The organism is Clostridium sp. AF36-4 (assembly GCF_003435975.1).
Taxonomy (GTDB): domain Bacteria; phylum Bacillota; class Clostridia; order Lachnospirales; family Lachnospiraceae; genus Eubacterium_F.
The window spans coordinates 81,740-100,285 of record NZ_QTVH01000001.1 but is presented as its reverse complement, the minus strand read 5'-3'; the positions used below and the strand labels follow the sequence as shown (position 1 = coordinate 100,285).

Here is an 18,546-nt window from a genome sequence, read left to right as displayed (position 1 = left end):
TTCACCCTTTCTATCCTTCCTCTACGGAATCCTCTTCAAAAATATCCCGCATCATCTGAATAATGTCATCAAACAAAAATTTTTCATCGGTTCCTTGACGAAGAAATTCGTTGACGGCATCAATTTTTTCTATTGCGAAGTCAATCTCCTTATTGGAACCGGGGCGGTAAGCACCGATATTTATCAAATCTTCTGCATCCCGGTAAACTGCCAGTATATTTTTCATCTTTCCGGCTAATTCCTTATGCTCTTTGGACGCCACAGCACTCATAACACGGGATATACTCGCTAAAACATCAATTGCAGGATAATGATTTCTCTGTGCCATGGAACGTGACAAAACAATATGTCCGTCCAAAATACCTCGCGCCGTATCAGCAATTGGCTCGTTAAAATCATCACCATCAACCAAAACCGCATACAATCCGGTAATGGAACCTTTATCTGAATTTCCGGCACGCTCTAACAATTTCGGCATTTCCGCATATACACTTGGCGGATACCCGCGCGAAACCGGTGGTTCTCCGGAAGCCAGTCCGATTTCTCTCTGTGCCATGGAAAAACGGGTCAGGTTATCCATCATAAGCAAAACATCTTTCCCCTGATCCCGGAAATATTCCGCAACCGCCGTCGCCGTCTTCGCCGCCTTATTACGAATCAAAGCCGGTTTATCCGAGGTTGCTACGACCACAACCGAGCGTTTCATACCTTCTTCGCCTAAATCCCGCTCAATAAATTCACGAACCTCACGTCCGCGCTCTCCAATCAGTGCAATCACATTAATATCTGCTTTCGTATTTCTCGCAAACATCCCCATCAGCGTGCTTTTCCCGACACCACTACCGGCAAAAATACCAATTCTCTGTCCCTTTCCAACAGTAATCAAGCCGTCTACCGCTTTTACACCAAGCGGCAGAACATCCGCTATCATCTCTCTGGTAAGCGGGTCAGGTGGCGTCGCTTCTACTGAATACCGCGGACAATTTTCCGATAACTCAAGTTCTGTCATCGGTTCTCCTACACCATTTAATGTGCAGCCAAGAAGTTCCTCGCCAACTGCAACCTGCAAAGGTGCTCCGGTATTTTCCACCCAGCTTCCAAGTCCGACACCTTCGACATCATCATATGGCATCAAAAGAACCCTGTCATCACGAAAGCCAACTACTTCCGCTTTTACGGGTTCTGTTCGGTTGTTTGAACGAATCAAACACAAATCATTCAATTTTGCACTTGGCCCGATGGACTCAATCGTAAGACCAACCACTTTAGCAACTTTTCCTAACTGACTGGTGTAACTTTTGTCCATGAGCACATTGTATTTTTCAAAATTAATGAGTGGCATAGTTCTACCTTCTTTGCGCGAGTACATATTTACACAAGCATGCGTAGTGTACGAACCATATTATCAAGCTGCGTCCGAAAACCGCAGTCAATCATCTGATTATCTGTCTCTATAATACAATCTCCTTCGGAAAGGCTTTTTTCTTCCTGCACCTCTATTGTACCGGTAATTCCAGCCTTTTCCATCAAAGCATCCTTTTCCCCTTCCACATACAAAAGGTCATCCGATGCTACACGGATAATATAGTGTTTTGCCGGTTCCATATCCGCAATTCCACTGCGAATCAAATGTAAAATAACATCTTTTCTGTCTGTCAAAATCACACCGGATAATTTACGAATCAGATTGCATAAAACATCAACATAGCGTCCTTCGGTTTCCGCTAACATCTGCTGATATTCCTGCTCTTTTTTTAACTGCTGACCGGAAAGTTCATCTTTCTGCGCCTGAATCTCCTCCTGCGCCTGCAAAAGACCTTCCTCATACCCTCTGGTAATTCCTTCCTGTCTGCCTTCTTCCAAAATCTGATTTTTCCGATTATTTGCCTGTTCGACAATCTCATTTGCCTGTTGTTTTGCCTCGGCAATAGCTGCCGCTGCCTCTTCTTCGGCTTTCTGTATTTTCTCTTCAATTACCTCATCGTAATTGGTTACCGGAAGTCCTTCCTGAAAAGATTCATCACCGGTCTCCTCCTGTGCTCTCTCTCTTTCTTCTTTAGCAACCTCCTCAAAGGTCTTCATTACCACTTTCTTTTTTGCATCAAGCGGCTGAAACTTCTCTTCCTCCGATTCATAACAAATCACTTTTGCTTCTTTCCCCTGCATATTCACATAGGGATATTTGATGAGATTAGACAATGATCTCGTCACCTCCACCACGGGAAATTACAATTTCAGCAGAATCCTCCAGTTTACGGATAATATTTACAATCTTCTGCTGAGCCTCTTCGACGTCTTTCAATCGAACCGGTCCCATGTATTCCATATCTTCTTTAATCATATCAACAAGTCTTGTGGACATGTTGTTAAAGATTACATTCTGTACCTCTTCGTTTGCATTCTTAAGTGCAACAGCAAGTTCGCTGTTCTCCACTTCTCTAAGCACACGCTGAATCGAGCGGTCGTCCAGCATAAGAATATCCTCGAACACAAACATCTTTTTTCGGATCTCGTCGGCGAGTTCCGGTTCCTCGATTTCCAAGTTTTCCATAATGTGTTTCTCGGTACCACGGTCTACTGTATTCAATACTTCGACCACCGAATCCACACCACCGACAATCGTGTAATCCTGACTGACAAGTGATGCCAGTTTCTGCTCTAATATATTTTCCACTTCTTTGATGACATCCGGTGAAGTACGATCCATCATCGCAATACGTTTTGCCACATCTGTCTGCTTATCCGGTGTAAGAGAACTGATAATGCCGGCCGCCTGCTGTGGGGACAAATACGACAAAATCAACGCAATCGTCTGCGGATGCTCGTCCTGAATAAAGTTCAAAATCTGAGAAGCTTCTGTCTTGCGGATAAACTCGAACGGACGAACCTGTAACGACGCCGTCAGCTTGCCAAGAACTTCCTGTGCTTTGTTCTCACCAAGAGCTTTCTGCAACAAGTCTTTTGCATATCCAATACCCCCCTCGGCAATGTACTGCTGGGCAAGACATACCTCATAGAACTCATTCAAAACCTGTTCTTTTTGAGCCGGTGTCACACTTCTGGTATTGGCAATTTCCAGTGTGAGCTGTTCAATCTCATCTTCTTTTAAATGTTTAAATACGACAGCCGCCTTCTCCGGTCCTAACGTAATGAGGAGAATTGCCGCCTTCTGAATCCCATCCATCTCACTATAGGATGATGCTGAATTTCCTGCCATTACATTGCCCCCCAATCTTCATTAATCCAGTTACGCAAAAGCAAAGCTACCGCTTCCGGATTTTCGTCTACAAATTTTTCTATCATGATGCGGGTGTCAGATTTGTCTTCCAGTTCGATTTCTTCCAACGTCTGCGCATTATCCTGCGTTGTAGCAAGCAAATCTTCCACGGAAAGCTCCGGCTCCATCTCGGTAACCTCAACCGGTGAAGTACCTTTAATAATAACAAAGATTAACAAACCTGCAATCAAAACCGTAAGAATCACCATCAGGTAATTTGTTACATTATCTCCAAATGAACTTGCTTCTTTTGCCTCAAATACCGGTTTTTCCACTACACGAATCTGAATGTTATTTTCAGTAATACCGGTAGCGGCAGCTACAAGCTGCGGCAAATCGGTTGGTACCTGCTGTTCCGTCACATCACTGTTTGCATCCACATACTCATCAAATGTCATATTATCAAGAGCACCCTGTGACTCTAAAGTCTCTTCTTTTACCACGCGGTAATGTGTCAGTACAATTGCAATAGAGGACTCATCTTTCTTTACCGCACCAATTTCATGTTCAATATTCTGAACGGTTTTATTCGGCAGATAGTCATATTTATTTAATATCGTTTCCGATGAACTATCTCCGTTATCGGTAATCATCGTGTCAGTAACATCACCATTCGAATCGGTTCCAGGCACGCCGCCGGAAGAGGAGGCTCCTGTTGATTTATACTCGTAGGAACTGCCATACAAGCCCTGATCCTGTCCCTCATTTGTTGTATATGTAGTAACCAGTTCCGTTAATTTGTTCATGTCGAACACAATATTATTCTTAGAAACTTCAACATCGTCATAACCTGCTTTTGTCAAAAGGTCACGCACATATTTAGCGAAGTTATTTTTCAGTTTATCACGGTAATCTTCGGTACTGCTGATTGTTCCGCCAAGTCCGGCATCCTGCTGTCCGTTAAACAAAAGATTTCCTTTTGTATCGGTGAGGACAATATGATCCGGTTTGGTGCTTCCTACTGCATTGGCAAGATAATAAGCAATCGCATCTGCGGTATCGCTGTCCATGGTTTTGTTGCCCGCCATTTTAAATGATACGCTCACCGAAGTATCCTGCTTGTCCGCATAAATCGTGCCATCATCTTTCGGGCGGTTGATATAAACAGTCGCATCTTCCACGCCATCAAAATTCAAAAGTCCTTTGCGAATCGATGACTGCAAAGCCAGTGTTGCTTTAGTCTGCTTTTCATCTGAAGATGTCGTCATGTCTGACTGAAGTGCTTTTTCCCATGTCATTTCATCATCCGTAATCTGATTTTCCCCCATCAGCAAAACGGCATCTGAATACTGTGACTGCTCCACCTTAAATGTTGTATTTCCGTTGTTATCCGATTCTTTTACATAATCAAGTCCAGCCCCCTGCAGTGCCGTATCAAACGTCGTAGCAGTTTCACCACTTAACGTAGCAACGTCGGTATACACCGGGCGGGTCATAAAATAAGCAAGCAAAACAATCGCAACCAAAATTGCGCATGCTACACAAATTATAATTGTTTTCTGTTTTGACGTATACTTATTCCAAAACTCAAGAATTTTGTCCTTGAGTGCAATCAATTGTTCCATCATTGTTTTCTATCGCTCCTCAACGCCTTTGTCAGTTAAATCTGCATATTCATAATCGAACGATATGCTTCTACTGCTGTGTTTTTTACTGCTACCGTATATTGCAGTGATACATTTGCTTTCTGCTGAGCAACCATCAAATCATGAAGACTGTCGCTCTGTCCCATTGCATACTTTACTTCTTCTACTTCTGCTGCATTGGAATAATCTTCCGTCTGTTGCACTAAATTCATCGCTGAATTTAACAAACTGTCAAAGCTTGCTGTGCCGCTTCCTTTTGATTTTTCCGTCTGTAAACTATTATCTGCGTATTTACTGATATTTTCAATGCCACTAATTGCAGACAAACTAGCAATATCCATTTAGGTTTCCTCCATTCACAATTAACTCTGTCCAATATCAAGTGCCTTAAGAGCCATCCCTTTTGTCGAATTCATTACCGTAACATTTGCTTCAAAAGCCCTTGTCGCATCAATCATATTTGTCATCTCGGTCACGGTATTTACATTCGGATACGTCACGTATCCATCTTCATCCGCATCCGGATGGGAAGGGTCATATACTTTACTTCCTTCGGAATTATCTTCCACTATTTTACTTGCCTTAACACCTTTTCCAATATTATGACGGTTTGCCATGCTAAGACTTTCACTAAAACTCGGATAACTTTTCTCCTCAAAAAGAACTGTCTTCCTCTTATATGGTTTGCCATCTTTTCCACGAGTCGTGTTTACATTGGCAATATTTTCCGAAATTGTATCCATTCGAAGCTGCTGCGCCGTCATACCGGTAGCGCTCACATCCAAAGCCCCAAATACTGACATAGTCATTCCTCCTTAATTGATTTATGAAGTCTTTAACGCTGATTTCATCCGTGAAAATTCCTGACTAATAGAATTCATCAACGTATAATACTTAATCTGGTTTTTTGCCAGTTCCACGTTTTCTGTCGATACATCTACGTTGTTTCCGTCACTCCGATAACTAAGCCCCGGCTGTTCATTATACACCGTTGCATTTAAATCATTCAAATCAAGATTTGCCACCGTCTCATCTAATGAATCTGTTCCTGCCACCGCATTCGACAAATATGTCTCAAACTGTACATCTTTTCTTTTGTAACCCGGCGTGTCTGCATTTGCGATATTATTTGCCAGCACATCATTTCTTGTCCAGCTCGCATCCGCTGCCTTATCTAACACATTGATGTAATTGTATGCATTGGATAAAACCATCGTAGCACTTCCTTTCTTATTTCTTTATTTCTAGAAAAACGCAAACGGCATTATGACTTCCCATCACAATTCCCTTTGCGTTTACGAATTCCATTTCTCACGATAATAACTGTTAAACTCGGTATAGACAATATCATTCAAAACCCTAATGTGCGTTCCTTTCACTCCGGATGACTTTGTCTTGATTAAGCCAGCGCTCTCTAATTTTCGCAAAGCATTGACAATAACAGTCCTTGTAATGCCAATTTTTCCGGCAAGCTTGCTCGTCACAAGGGTACCATCCTCTCCCCCCATTGCATGGAATACGTAACTGACCGCTTTCTGCTCAAGTGGCGTAAGCGTCGTCAAGGCAGAAGAGAAATTGCTCTTCTTATGCTGCTCAATATCTGATTCCTCTTGAATGGACCTCATAATTTCAAGCCCTACCACAGTCGTGCTATATTCACTTAAAATAATGTCCTCAATCGAAAATGCTTTCTGACACCGGCACAGAAACAACGTTCCCAGCCTCTCGCCACCAATACTAATCGGTGTAATCAGTGCCTCAACTCCCTGTCTTTCTTCTTTGGAAAAACCAAGAGTCTCCAGATTCACATTTTCTTTTGTTGACAGCACATTAAGGAAACGTTCATTTAACATCGTCTCGATATAACTGCCCCGTTTACTCTGAAAACTCGGAATCATCCCGTCATCATTCACATAAGTTCCCAACAACTTTCCCTTACTGCTGATTATGTACGCATTTGCTAAAAGCATCTGTCCCAGCACAAAACAAATATCCGCAAATGCCACCTTAGATGAATGTTTGTCGTTGAGGAGACGGTTTATTTTTCGAGTCTTATCCAATAATTGAATACTCATATTGCTTGTCCCCCATGGAACAATATTATCACAATTTCACCTTATTGACAAGCATTATGTCGTCTGTTTTTTATTTCTCTTTCTTTTCAATATAACCGCATGTGTTATCGGCACAGACTAACTTACTGCCTTTTTCCAACATCATGCCGCCACACTTTGGACAGCGTTCATTCGACGGCTTCTGCCAAGTCATCACATCACACTCCGGATTGTTCTCGCAGCCATAATAACGACGGCCTTTCTGGGTCTTTTTAATGACAATCTCGCCGCCGCATTTCGGGCACTTCACACCGATTTTTTCATAATATGGTTTGGTATTTCTGCACTCCGGAAATCCGGGGCACGCCAAAAACTTTCCGTGCGGTCCGTACTTAATTACCATATTGCGTCCACATAATTCACACACGACATCGGTTACTTCATCTTCTATTTTAATCTTTTCGAGTGCTTTTTCTGCATGTGAAACAGCCTTTTCCAAATCCGGATAGAAGTTTCTCACAATGGTCTTCCATTCCACATTACCCTCGGCAACACCATCTAGCAAAGCTTCCATCGTTGCTGTAAAGTTTACATCCACAATACTAGGAAATGCACTCACCATAATCTGATTTACAATATCTCCCAAATCTGACAAATACAAATTCTTCTGTTCCTTTGCCACATAGCGGCGTGAAATCAATGTTGAAATTGTTGGCGCATAGGTACTTGGGCGTCCAATTCCTAACTCTTCAAGAGTTTTTACTAAAGAAGCCTCGGTAAAATGCGCCGGCGGCTGCGTAAAATGCTGTTCCGGCAGTAATTCACTTAAAGACAGCACAGAATCCTTTGTTACTTTAGCAAGCACAGCATTTGGCTCTTCTTTATCATCATCCTGCTGGTACACCGACAAAAAACCCGGAAACACAAGTTTGGAACCGGAACTTGCAAATTGATGTTTTCCTGCCATAATACGAACTGAAATCGTATCGTATTTTGCTGAGTGCATACGGCTTGCCACAAAGCGCTTCCAAATCAGCTGATACAAACGGAACTGGTCTCTCGTTAAAGATTCCTTTACCTGAACCGGTGTCAAATCCACATATGTCGGACGGATTGCTTCGTGCGCATCCTGAATCTTGCCCTTTGTTTTTGACACTGCTGCCTTTTCAATAATATTTTCTTCTCCATATGTTTCACGAATATAATCTTTACAAGCTAAATCCGCTTCTTCCGAGATACGGACCGAATCCGTACGCAGATACGTAATCAGACCAATCGTTCCATGTCCCTTTACCTGCACACCTTCATATAACTGCTGGGCAATCTGCATTGTCTTTCTCGTTGGAAAATTCAAGTGTTTTGCACACTCCTGCTGCAACGTAGACGTTGTAAAAGGAAGAGGTGGCTTCTTGGTGCGCTCACCCTTCTTAATACTGCTTACTTTAAAATCTTCTTTTTCAATTTCTTTGCGGATTTTTTCTGCCTCTTCACCGGAAGCAATTTCACATTTGCCCGGATTACCATAATATTTAGCCACCAATGGCTTTTTTACACCCGGCACTGACAATTTTGCTTCCATCGACCAGTATTCTTTCGGAATAAAGGCATCAATTTCACTTTCCCTGTCAGCAATCAGACGCAGTGTTACCGACTGCACACGGCCGGCACTCAAACCTCTTTTTACTTTCTGCCACAATAACGGGCTGATCGAATAACCAACCAAACGGTCCAAAACACGTCTTGCCTGCTGGGCATCCACTAAATCCATATCAATTTCCCGCGACTGCTTTAACGACTGGCGAACCGCATTTTTTGTAATTTCATTAAAGGTAATCCGGCTTGTTTTTTTCGGGTCTAACTTCAAAGCATGACATAAATGCCAGGAAATTGCCTCTCCCTCACGGTCGGGGTCAGTTGCGAGATAAATTTTATCTGCCTTCTTGACTTCTTTTCGCAGAGAAGCCAATAGCTCACCTTTTCCTCTGATTGTAATATATTTCGGCTCAAAATCATTTTCGAAATCAACACCCATCTGGCTCTTTGGCATATCTCTGACATGACCGTTGGATGCTACGACTTCGTAATTTTTCCCTAAAAACTTTTTAATCGTCTTCGACTTTGCCGGAGACTCTACAATAATAAGATTCTTTGCCATATTACCCTCCATTGCTAATGATAAATGCTCTCTATTTAATGAATCATATTCTTCCAAAAATTTTCACAAACTCTAGCATACACCATTTTAATCGGGCTTTCAAGCAATATTTATATTTTTTTCATAAAAAAATTTCTGCCGACCTCGATGACATATCCTTTTTTCTGAAGTACAATCATGCACTTTAATAACTGTGTCATTGGCAGAGATAACCCTGCTGAAATCTCATCCATATGCATCGTTTTTCCACCGAGAAAAGCAAGGATTTTCTGCTCTGTCTCATTCACATTTTGCGAGCCGTCAGACGTCTTAACTCCATAATAATCCAGTATATCATCCGGTGTCAAAACCGGCACTGCTCCCATACGAATCAGCCGGTTACAACCGACACTTAATTCATCTCCAATCCGTCCGGGGATAACAAATACATCTTTTCCCTGCTCAAGTGCCGCATCTGCTGTAATCAAAGATCCGCTCTTTTCTCTGGCTTCCACAACTAGAATTCCATCCGACAGACCGCTGATAATACGATTTCTCATAGGAAAAAAGACAGGCTTGGCACGAGCATACACCGGAAATTCTGAAATCACTCCTCCATGCCTTACAATACTTTCATACAAATTCTGATGACACGAAGGATAACACCGCATCACACCGGAACCTAAAACAGCATAAGTTTCACCCCCGGCTTCCAATGCCCCCTGGTGCCCCCATCCATCAATTCCAAGAGCCATCCCGCTAATCACAAAAACGCCTGCCGCAGCCAGACGATAACTAAACATCCGTGCCATATCCCGTCCGTACGGCGTACAATTTCTCGCCCCGACAACCGCTATAGAAAGTTTTGATGCATCCGGCAGTTTCCCTTTTACAAAAAGCCTCTTTGGCGGGGAATCAATGTGCTTTAGCCGCTCCGGATAAGATTCATGAAAATAGGAATAAAATGATATATGATTCTTCGCCAACAGCTCCCACTCATGCTGCCAGCCTTCCTGCTTATATGCTTTGGCAAAGTAATTCTTTTCACGTGGTTTCATCCACTCTGCTTTTTTAATATCCGTTTCAGAAAGAGAACGCGCCTTATCTATGCTTTTATACCGCTCAAAGAACCTCTGTACAAAAGGCAAACCAAGTCCGGAAAGGGAAGTCAGCCAAAACAGATATATTTCTTCTTCCTTTGTCATATCGTCTCCACCCCCCAGTATTTGCGGTCCACACTGCGAAAACGAACTGCCTCGGTTATATGGCTTTCTAAAATCGTATCACTTTCCTCTAAATCCGCAATTGTCCTCGACACACGTACAATCCGGCAAAGCCGCCTCACGCTCATCTGTTCCTCGTGAAATAAGAATTCTAACAATTCTTTCTCCGCTGTACCCATGATACAGTATTTTTTCATTGCCTGTGGTGTCAACTCACTATTATAGGAAAAGTTTTCTTTTCGATAGCGTTTCTTTTGTATCCTGTGAGTCCTCTTCACCCTCTCTCTTATCTGCTTACTTGTCTCTCCTTTTTTCTCATACAGGGAAAATTCCGGCAGTCCTGTTTCTACACATAAATCCATCCGGTCTAACAACGGCTCACTGATTTTTGCTAAATAGCGCTTGATATCTGCTGTCGTGCATCGACATTTATCTCGGTTTGGATAATAACCGCACCGGCATGGGTTCATCGCCGCCACAAACGAGCAGTCCGATGGATACTCATAACTGCTCCCAACACGTGCAATTGTTACTTTCTGTTCTTCTAAAGGCTGTCTGAGCACCTCTAGCGCACTCCTTGAAAATTCCGGAAGTTCATCTAAAAACAGAATTCCTTTTGAAGCCAATGTAATCTCTCCCGGCATTGGAATTCTGCCGCCTCCGGTAAGTGCCGCTGCCGTCGTTGTATGGTGGGGAGCACGAAACGGCCGCTTTTTCAGTACAGACGCATGTTCTCCTAAAAGTCCGCACACACTGTACAATCTCGTCACTTCCACACTTTCTTCTAACGTCATCGGTGGCAGAATCGTTGGAAGTCTTTTCGCAAGCATCGTCTTCCCACTTCCCGGTGGTCCAATCATCAAAAGATTATGTCTTCCACTCACCGCAATTTCTGCCGCACGCTTCATCATTTCCTGTCCTTTAATATCAGAAAAATCAAGTCCTTCTTCCTGTGACTCATCCCACTTTTCAAAAGGAATATACACTTTCTTCAGGGAAATTTCTCCTCGTAAAAAACGCAGCGTTTCTGAAAGGCTTTCCACCCCATAAAGAGAAATTCCTTCTAATACGGCAGCTTCTTTTACATTTCCTTTTGGCACAAGAAACTGTCGAAGTCCCTGCTTCTTTCCTTCTAAAACCATAGCTAATACACCATTTACACTCTGTACGGAACCATCTAAACCAAGTTCCCCGATAAACATCGTATCTTTGATACATTCTTTGGATAAATGACCGAATGCGGTCAACAGACAAATTGCAATGGGAAGGTCAAATGTTGTGCCTTCCTTTCTTACATTCGCAGGCGACAGATTCACCGTAATGCGTTTTGCGGGAAAACGAATCCCCATCTGGCGCACAGCAATCCGCACGCGCTCTCTCGCCTCCTTCACGGCAGAGGCTAAAAATCCCACCATATCAAAAACGGGCAGACCATCACTGACATCTGCCTCAATGCGGATTACTCTGGCTTTTGTACCATAGACATCCGCGCCAAACGATTGACTAAACATAAATTCCTCCTAACCTGAGGAACGAACCAAGCACATTATAACACACAGGTCAGAAGGACGCAAGTCTTTTTTAATTCTTTTGCTGCTTTTCCAACAATTTTTTAATTTCATCCATAAAGGTATTTACATCCTTAAACTCGCGATATACTGAGGCAAAACGAACATAGGCAACCGGGTCTAACTGCTGAAGCTTGTCCATCAGAATTTCTCCGATTTTTTTGCTCTCAACTTCCTTTTCTCCGAGATTAAAAACTGCACTTTCCACAGAATCTACCAATTCATTAATCTGGTCAACCGAAATTGGACGCTTTATACATGAGCGGAATACACCGCGTTCAATTTTTGAACGGTCATACGGCTCTCTCATCCGGTCTTTCTTTATGATAACAAGAGGAATCGTCTCCAACTTCTCATAAGTTGTAAAACGCTTCCCACATTTTTCACACTGGCGACGGCGACGAATCGAATTATTGTCATCGGCCGGTCTTGAATCAATTACCTTCGTATTTTCTTCTGCACAAAATGGACATTTCATAGTCTTCTCTCCTTCTTTTCACTACTGTAAGTATATCGAATTTTTCACATGAAGTAAAGACTAGTTTCCACATTTGTTTGTAACGCGCTCCTTATTTACCTCCACAAGAATCAAATCTGTTCCGATTTTACAGATATGACATATTTCAATGACGTATTCTTCTTCTCTACCCAGCACACCAAAAAATTTGCATGGGCCCGGAATAATAATATGTGTAATTTTTCCGGTGCACAAATCAAACTCGACGTCTTCTACAAAACCAAGTCTCTCGCCATCACAAATATTAATAACTTCCTTCTCCCTCAAATCACAAATCCGCATAAAAATCTCCTTCTCTTTCTAAAATATTATATGTAACAAACGCATAATTTGTGCTTCATCTGTTCATGATAAAAGAAAGGAAATCAATGGACAAAATGGAGGACATACCATGGCACACTACAAGGTTGAAATCTGCGGCATTAATACAAGCAAACTCCCACTTCTGTCAAATGAAGAAAAAAAGACACTGTTCGATAAAATAAAAAAGGGTGATAAAAAGGCACGTGAAACTTACATCCACGGCAATCTCCGTCTCGTGTTAAGCATCATCCAAAGGTTTAATAACAGTACCGAAAATGTAGACGATTTATTTCAAATTGGATGCATTGGTTTAATGAAGGCAATTGATAATTTTGACGTTACACAGAATGTAAAATTTTCAACCTATGCAGTACCGATGATTATTGGCGAGGTACGGCGCTATCTTCGCGACAACAATGCGATTCGTGTGAGCCGCTCTCTCCGCGACACTGCCTACAAAGCTATTTATGCAAAAGAAGCACTGATGAAAAAACAAGAAACAGAACCAACCTTAGAAGAAATTTCAAAAATGATTGATGTTCCACCAAAAGACATTGTTTTTGCACTGGATGCCATCCAAAGTCCGGTCTCCCTGTATGAACCGGTTTACTCTGAAGGCGGGGATACGTTGTATGTCATGGATCAAATCAGTGACAAAAAAAACAAGGAATCCAACTGGGTCGAACATCTCTCCTTAAAAGACGCGTTGAGCCATCTGCCGGAACGGGAAAACCACATTATAAAACTCCGCTATCTGGAAGGTAAAACACAAATGGAAGTGGCAAACGAAATCCATATTTCTCAGGCACAGGTCTCACGACTGGAAAAAAACGCCCTGAAAATTATGAAAAATCACTTAGAGGCATAAAATAAAGAAGTTCAATTTGATTTAAGATGTGATAACACCCCATGTTAAAATCTCTCACAAATTGAACTTCTTTTTCATATCTTAAAGCGATACGTTATTTTAGTCTACATACTTCTTTAATGTGCCGCGGATTGCACCTTTTCCGGCAATCAATTCCACAAACATCTTCTCCACTTTCTCACCAAGAGAAACCGAATAGAGGTCTACGGCAAAAATCGATGCATCGCTCAAAATCGGCTGCAATTTATCATGTACATCCGTGTCACCAAAGGAAATTCCAGCGACATGAGCTTTCACTTCATCCAAACGTGGGTCAGGACTCTGTTCAAAAGCGTTTCCTTCGTCATCAATTCCCATCAGATAGCGGCACCAGCCTGCTAATACAAGTGGAATTAACGTAAGGCTCTTTGTATCTAAGTCTTCTCTGTTCTCATAGAACTTAATTGTCTCGCCAAAGCGGATTGGGAGTTTTTGTGACGTATCACAGGCAATTCTCTGTGGCGTATCCGGCATAAATGGATTTGGCAGACGCTTTGTCAATACTGCGTTTGCAAATTCTTTCGGATCAATAACACCTGGATTTACAACAACCGGCATTGCTTCCTCATAACACATCTTCTGAATCAACCGAGAAAGTTCTTTGTCTTCCATCTCATCATGAATGGAAGTATGGCCTAACATACATCCATAAATAGCAAGTGCTGTATGCAACGGATTCAAGCAGGTACAAACTTTCATTTTTTCTACTTTATCCACCGTTTCACGGTCTGTAAATACAATGCCAGCTTTTTCTAATGGTGGACGTCCATTCGGGAAGTTATCTTCAATAACAAGATAACCGGTTTCCTCTGAATTTACGAACGGAGCTGTATACGTATTGCGGCTTGTAATAATCAAGTCGGTATCCTCAAAACCATCTTTTTCAAGCATTTCTTTTACTTTTCCGTCCGGTCTTGGCGTGATTTTATCAATCATTGACCATGGGAAGGATACCTTTTCTTCCATATAAGAAACAAAATCATCATTCACTTTTCCGGCCTGTTTCCAAGCATCTACATATGCCATAACGCCGGCCTTTAACTTGTCCCCATTGTGAGAACAGTTATCGGTGCTGACAAGGGCAAGCGGTGTACCATTTTTAACAAAACGTGCGTAGCACAGAGAGGCAATACGTCCCATCAGATGACTCTGATTTCCCGGACCTGCTAAGAATCCATCTTCTACACCCGGCAGTTTTTCTCCTTTACCATTGACTAATGAATATCCTTTTTCCGTAATGGTAAATGTCACCATCTGAAGGGAAGGATTTTCAAAAATCTCAGTAAGACGTGCAAAATCTTTTGGTGCCACCGGGTCAGCAACTAACGATTCCGTTACGCTTCCAACCACGTGTTTCTCAATGGTTCCCTCAGCTTTTAACACAACCGACAAACTCAAACCATCATACGGCTTGTATGCCTTTGTAATAATCTCATGATCAAAACTCTCTGCCACAACAACACCGCGGTCATATTCTCCTAAATTCAGCAAATCCTGTAATTTTGCAGCCGGAAATGCACGAAAAATATTACCGGCACCAAAGTGAACCCATGTCGGGTTTTCCTTTGTTTTTTTCTTTAACTCTTCTCTGTCATACTTGGGAAGAAGATATCCTTTCTCCTCCCAGACGTTTGTCTCGCCATTTTGTAAATCTAATAATTTCATGCCTAGTCACCTCTTATTTATTTTTATGAATTGCTTCCCACAAACCATTCAGATAAGCGACACCAAGAGCACGGTCATACAAACCGTATCCCGGTCTTGCCTGCTCGTCCCAAATCATACGTCCATGATCCGGACGAATACATCCGTCAAATCCGGTATCAATCAATGCTTTTACAATTTCATACATATCAAGATTTCCATCGCTTGACAAATGAGATACTTCATGGAACAAATCTTTGTTCTCATACTTAATATTTCTCAGGTGAGCAAAGTGAATTCTCTCTGCAATTTTCGGATTGCGGATAATCTTTGGCAGATCATTGTTCAAATTACTTCCAAGAGAACCGGTACAAAGTGTAAATCCATTGTAAATACTTGGATTCATATCGGCAATTTTTAAAAGATCCTCTTCGCATGTTACAATACGTGGAAGTCCGAATACATCCCAAGCCGGATCGTCCGGGTGAACTGCCATTTTAATTTTGTATTTTTCACAGGTAGGAATAATACCATCCAAGAAATATTTATAATTTTCACGCAGTTTGTCTGCATCAACGTCTTTGTATTTCTCAAACAAATCCATAATCTCATCACGGCGGTTCGGCTCCCAGCCAGGCATTACAAAGCCGCCACTTGCCTTTTCAATACGGTCAAACATCTCGCTGGCATCAATACCGTCAATAATAGATGAATCATAAGCAAGTGCTGTAGAACCATCCTCCAAAGGCATAGCCAAATCCGTACGTGTCCAGTCAAAGACCGGCATAAAGTTATAACATACAAGATGAATATCTGCTTTTCCAATAGCCTCTAACGATTTGCAGTAGTTTTCAATCAATTCATCTCTTGTTGGAAGACCAATTTTAATATCCTCGTGTACGTTGATACTTTCCACACCAACTAACCTCAAACCTTTTGCTTCTACTTCCTGCTTTCTTTTCATGACGTCTTCATACGTCCATGCTTCTCCTGCAGGAATATCATGAAGTGCTGTAATTACACCGGTCACGCCGGGAATCTGGCGAATCTGATCCAGTGTCACACTGTCGTTTCCTTCTCCATACCATCTTAATGTCATGTCCATAATCAATAACCTCTTTTCTTATTATTATATTTTCTTATTATGTTACGAATGACCTTGTCTAAATCATCCTATTCATATATTTTTCGGGAAAGTGCATCTTTCACTCCACTCTTCCGGTAAAAATATGTATTTACGCGGTCTCTCCATTCGATTGCATTAGAAAGCTGTCTCTCCATGCGGGAAAGGACTCTCTCGTAGACATCCTCTGCCATCTCCTCTTTCCATGCCTTCCAACCAGCAATCATTTCTTCCACTTCATTAACACCCTCAAAATGCGTGTCATATATATGCTGAATCAGTGTTTTTCCTGAAGCTAACACTTCATCATAGCGGACATAATGGAAAAATAACAAAAGCTCCTGTGGACACTGTTTTTTATCTGCATACTTTGTGCACCATGGCTCATTATACTGAGTTGTATAGCCGGTACCATTTGGTGTACGGTCAACACCCAGACCATTTCTATCCGCTCTGTGATAAGTTCCCCAGCGGTCATACTCATATCCGTCAATATCCGGTCCGTAATGATAATGCGGTGTCACCATCCAGCCAATACCTAGCGGAGACGTATACTTTTCATATGTGGACCAGGACTTCATAAGCATCGAAACGACGCCGTCGGAAAGCGATTTAGGAAGGGTAAGTTCTGCCCATTCTTTTGCAATAACCGCCGAATCTTCGGACGGATTCATCGCCAATCTTCCATAGCCGTAAGTGTTTGCTGCCGCTAAATCATTTCCGGTCCAATTATAGTCATTACCGGTATTAATAACAGCTGCCATACCACACAAATGCTGTCCATAAACAGAGCCATCTACAATTTTCTGCACGGTTGAACCTTCGCCAGCAGCATACGTATCAAAGTCAAGAATTTCACGCCACATCGGGAGCAGATAACACAAATCAATCTGCTGTCCGGTGTATTCCTGTGCAATCTCCACTTCCAAAATCATGTTGGTCTTTTTCAAGCCGCCAAACAACGGTGAAACCGGCTCACGCACCTGGAAATCCATCGGTCCGTTTTTTATCTGTAAAATAACATTGTCATCAAAGTTTCCATCTAATTCTATAAAGTTGTCATATGCCGCTCTGGCACGATCTGTCTTTTTATCACGCCAGTCCTGCCCGCAATTATATACGAAGCAGCGCCATACTAAAATTCCGCCATACGGAGCAAGTGCCTTACCTAACATATTAGCTCCATCTGCATGTGTTCTTCCATACGTAAATGGTCCCGGTCTTCCCTCAGAATCTGCCTTTACCAAAAATCCGCCAAAGTTTGGAATCACCTCATACACATGTGACACCGTTTTTTTCCACCAGTCTGCCACTAAAGGATTTAGTGGGTCACAGTCTGTAAAATTATCTAATTCCATCGGTGCGGCAAAATTTACACTTGTATACAATTTAATTCCATATTTTGCAAACAAGTCGGCATATTGTTTTACTTGCTGCAAATAACGGTCCGTGATCAAATAAGTCTCATTCTCATGAACATTAACATTATTGATTACAATCGCATTAATACCAACAGATGCCATCATTCTAACATACTGTACAATGCGGTCATTCCATAAAATTTCGTAATCCTTGTAGAAAAAAGATTCCCCCGAATAACCTCTCTCGATGCTGCCATCCATGTTATCCCAGTGATTCATCATGCGAAGCGGCATTTCCGGTGTATTCTGAACCGGAAAACAATTCATCTGTTTGGTCCGAATTAAACGAAGAAAATGGAACACACCATATAACAGTCCGCTCTCTGACTTCCCGGTAATCTGATACCGGCTCTCCTCTTTTGTGATAATATATCCGTCTTTTCCCTCTTTTATAGAAGAATCCACGGAAAATACCACGCCTGCCTCTTCTTTTTTTACTAACTGAGGAACTTTTCCTGCCATATTTTCCATAGCAAGTTTGTATTCACTAATAGCACTTTCTACGATTTCTCCCTCACAGGATTGAAAATATGCCAGCCATTCTTTTTCAATTGTATCTACGGGCTGATAATCCAGCCAGCATCTGCTATAATCCATCTGTTTCTCCTCTTATTCATCAAGTTTTAAATCAATTGTCTTTAATAAGTTACCATAAATGCTACAACAATTCAAGTTATAGCATAGCCTTATGACTTTATTATTATAATCTATATATAAATGGTTTTTCAATCCCTAATTTTCAATCTTCAGATTTTAAGAAAGGGCTGTACAAAACAAAGCTTTCGCTTA

Annotated in this window: 17 protein-coding genes; 1 reads left to right on the top strand and 16 read right to left on the bottom strand. The window is 41.9% G+C overall.

Annotated features, from left to right (window positions below):
• Positions 1-10: 10 nt before the first annotated feature.
• From fliI to DW005_RS00375, 13 genes are all read right to left on the bottom strand, one after another.
• Positions 11-1,342: a flagellar protein export ATPase FliI gene (gene fliI / locus DW005_RS00435; RefSeq protein WP_117477722.1), complete on the bottom strand. Its 1,332-nt coding sequence runs from the start codon at positions 1,340-1,342 to the stop codon at positions 11-13.
• Positions 1,343-1,371: 29 nt separating this feature from the next.
• On the bottom strand, positions 1,372-2,199 hold the full coding sequence (locus DW005_RS00430) for a FliH/SctL family protein (protein WP_117477721.1): 828 nt from the start codon (positions 2,197-2,199) through the stop codon (positions 1,372-1,374).
• Positions 2,192-3,217, bottom strand: a complete 1,026-nt coding sequence (gene fliG, locus DW005_RS00425; protein ID WP_117477720.1) for a flagellar motor switch protein FliG — start codon at positions 3,215-3,217, stop codon at positions 2,192-2,194. The genes DW005_RS00430 and fliG overlap by 8 nt, the downstream gene beginning before the upstream one ends.
• On the bottom strand, positions 3,217-4,845 hold the full coding sequence (locus tag DW005_RS00420) for a flagellar M-ring protein FliF C-terminal domain-containing protein (RefSeq protein ID WP_117477719.1): 1,629 nt from the start codon (positions 4,843-4,845) through the stop codon (positions 3,217-3,219). The genes fliG and DW005_RS00420 overlap by 1 nt, the downstream gene beginning before the upstream one ends.
• Before the next feature lie 32 nt (positions 4,846-4,877).
• Positions 4,878-5,204, bottom strand: a complete 327-nt coding sequence (gene fliE, locus DW005_RS00415) for a flagellar hook-basal body complex protein FliE (RefSeq protein WP_117477718.1) — start codon at positions 5,202-5,204, stop codon at positions 4,878-4,880.
• A gap of 21 nt (positions 5,205-5,225) precedes the next feature.
• On the bottom strand, positions 5,226-5,666 hold the full coding sequence (gene flgC / locus DW005_RS00410; RefSeq protein ID WP_022378019.1) for a flagellar basal body rod protein FlgC: 441 nt from the start codon (positions 5,664-5,666) through the stop codon (positions 5,226-5,228).
• A gap of 21 nt (positions 5,667-5,687) precedes the next feature.
• On the bottom strand, positions 5,688-6,077 hold the full coding sequence (gene flgB, locus DW005_RS00405) for a flagellar basal body rod protein FlgB (protein ID WP_022378020.1): 390 nt from the start codon (positions 6,075-6,077) through the stop codon (positions 5,688-5,690).
• Positions 6,078-6,158: 81 nt separating this feature from the next.
• Positions 6,159-6,938, bottom strand: a complete 780-nt coding sequence (gene codY / locus DW005_RS00400; RefSeq protein WP_117477717.1) for a GTP-sensing pleiotropic transcriptional regulator CodY — start codon at positions 6,936-6,938, stop codon at positions 6,159-6,161.
• Positions 6,939-7,008: 70 nt separating this feature from the next.
• A complete protein-coding gene (gene topA / locus DW005_RS00395; RefSeq protein ID WP_022378022.1) occupies positions 7,009-9,072 on the bottom strand; it encodes a type I DNA topoisomerase in 2,064 nt (687 codons plus the stop codon).
• A gap of 110 nt (positions 9,073-9,182) precedes the next feature.
• A complete protein-coding gene (gene dprA / locus DW005_RS00390) occupies positions 9,183-10,256 on the bottom strand; it encodes a DNA-processing protein DprA (RefSeq protein WP_117477716.1) in 1,074 nt (357 codons plus the stop codon).
• The gene (locus tag DW005_RS00385; RefSeq protein WP_117477715.1) at positions 10,253-11,785 is read right to left on the bottom strand and encodes a YifB family Mg chelatase-like AAA ATPase; all 1,533 of its coding nucleotides are present in this window, start codon (positions 11,783-11,785) and stop codon (positions 10,253-10,255) included. Before DW005_RS00385 ends, dprA begins: the two co-directional genes overlap by 4 nt.
• A 70-nt stretch (positions 11,786-11,855) precedes the next feature.
• The gene (gene nrdR, locus DW005_RS00380) at positions 11,856-12,320 is read right to left on the bottom strand and encodes a transcriptional regulator NrdR (RefSeq protein ID WP_117477714.1); all 465 of its coding nucleotides are present in this window, start codon (positions 12,318-12,320) and stop codon (positions 11,856-11,858) included.
• Between the two features lie 60 nt (positions 12,321-12,380).
• Complete coding sequence (locus DW005_RS00375) at positions 12,381-12,641, bottom strand: YlmC/YmxH family sporulation protein (protein ID WP_117477713.1); 261 nt, start codon at positions 12,639-12,641, stop codon at positions 12,381-12,383.
• A 109-nt stretch (positions 12,642-12,750) separates the two neighbouring features.
• On the opposite strand from DW005_RS00375, the gene sigG reads away from it, so the two are divergent.
• Complete coding sequence (gene sigG / locus DW005_RS00370; protein ID WP_117477712.1) at positions 12,751-13,530, top strand: RNA polymerase sporulation sigma factor SigG; 780 nt, start codon at positions 12,751-12,753, stop codon at positions 13,528-13,530.
• A gap of 99 nt (positions 13,531-13,629) precedes the next feature.
• On the opposite strand, the gene DW005_RS00365 is transcribed toward sigG, so the two are convergent.
• The 3 genes from DW005_RS00365 to DW005_RS00355 all read right to left on the bottom strand — a co-directional run bounded on the left by DW005_RS00365 (position 13,630) and on the right by DW005_RS00355 (position 18,354).
• Complete coding sequence (locus DW005_RS00365) at positions 13,630-15,234, bottom strand: mannitol dehydrogenase family protein (protein WP_117477711.1); 1,605 nt, start codon at positions 15,232-15,234, stop codon at positions 13,630-13,632.
• A 13-nt stretch (positions 15,235-15,247) separates the two neighbouring features.
• Positions 15,248-16,318 (bottom strand): mannonate dehydratase, encoded by a 1,071-nt coding sequence (gene uxuA, locus DW005_RS00360; RefSeq protein ID WP_117477710.1) that lies wholly within the window; start codon positions 16,316-16,318, stop codon positions 15,248-15,250.
• 68 nt (positions 16,319-16,386) lie between these two features.
• Positions 16,387-18,354, bottom strand: coding sequence for an alpha-glucuronidase family glycosyl hydrolase (locus tag DW005_RS00355; RefSeq protein ID WP_117477709.1), 1,968 nt, complete (start codon positions 18,352-18,354; stop codon positions 16,387-16,389).
• Between the last annotated feature and the right edge of the window lie 192 nt (positions 18,355-18,546).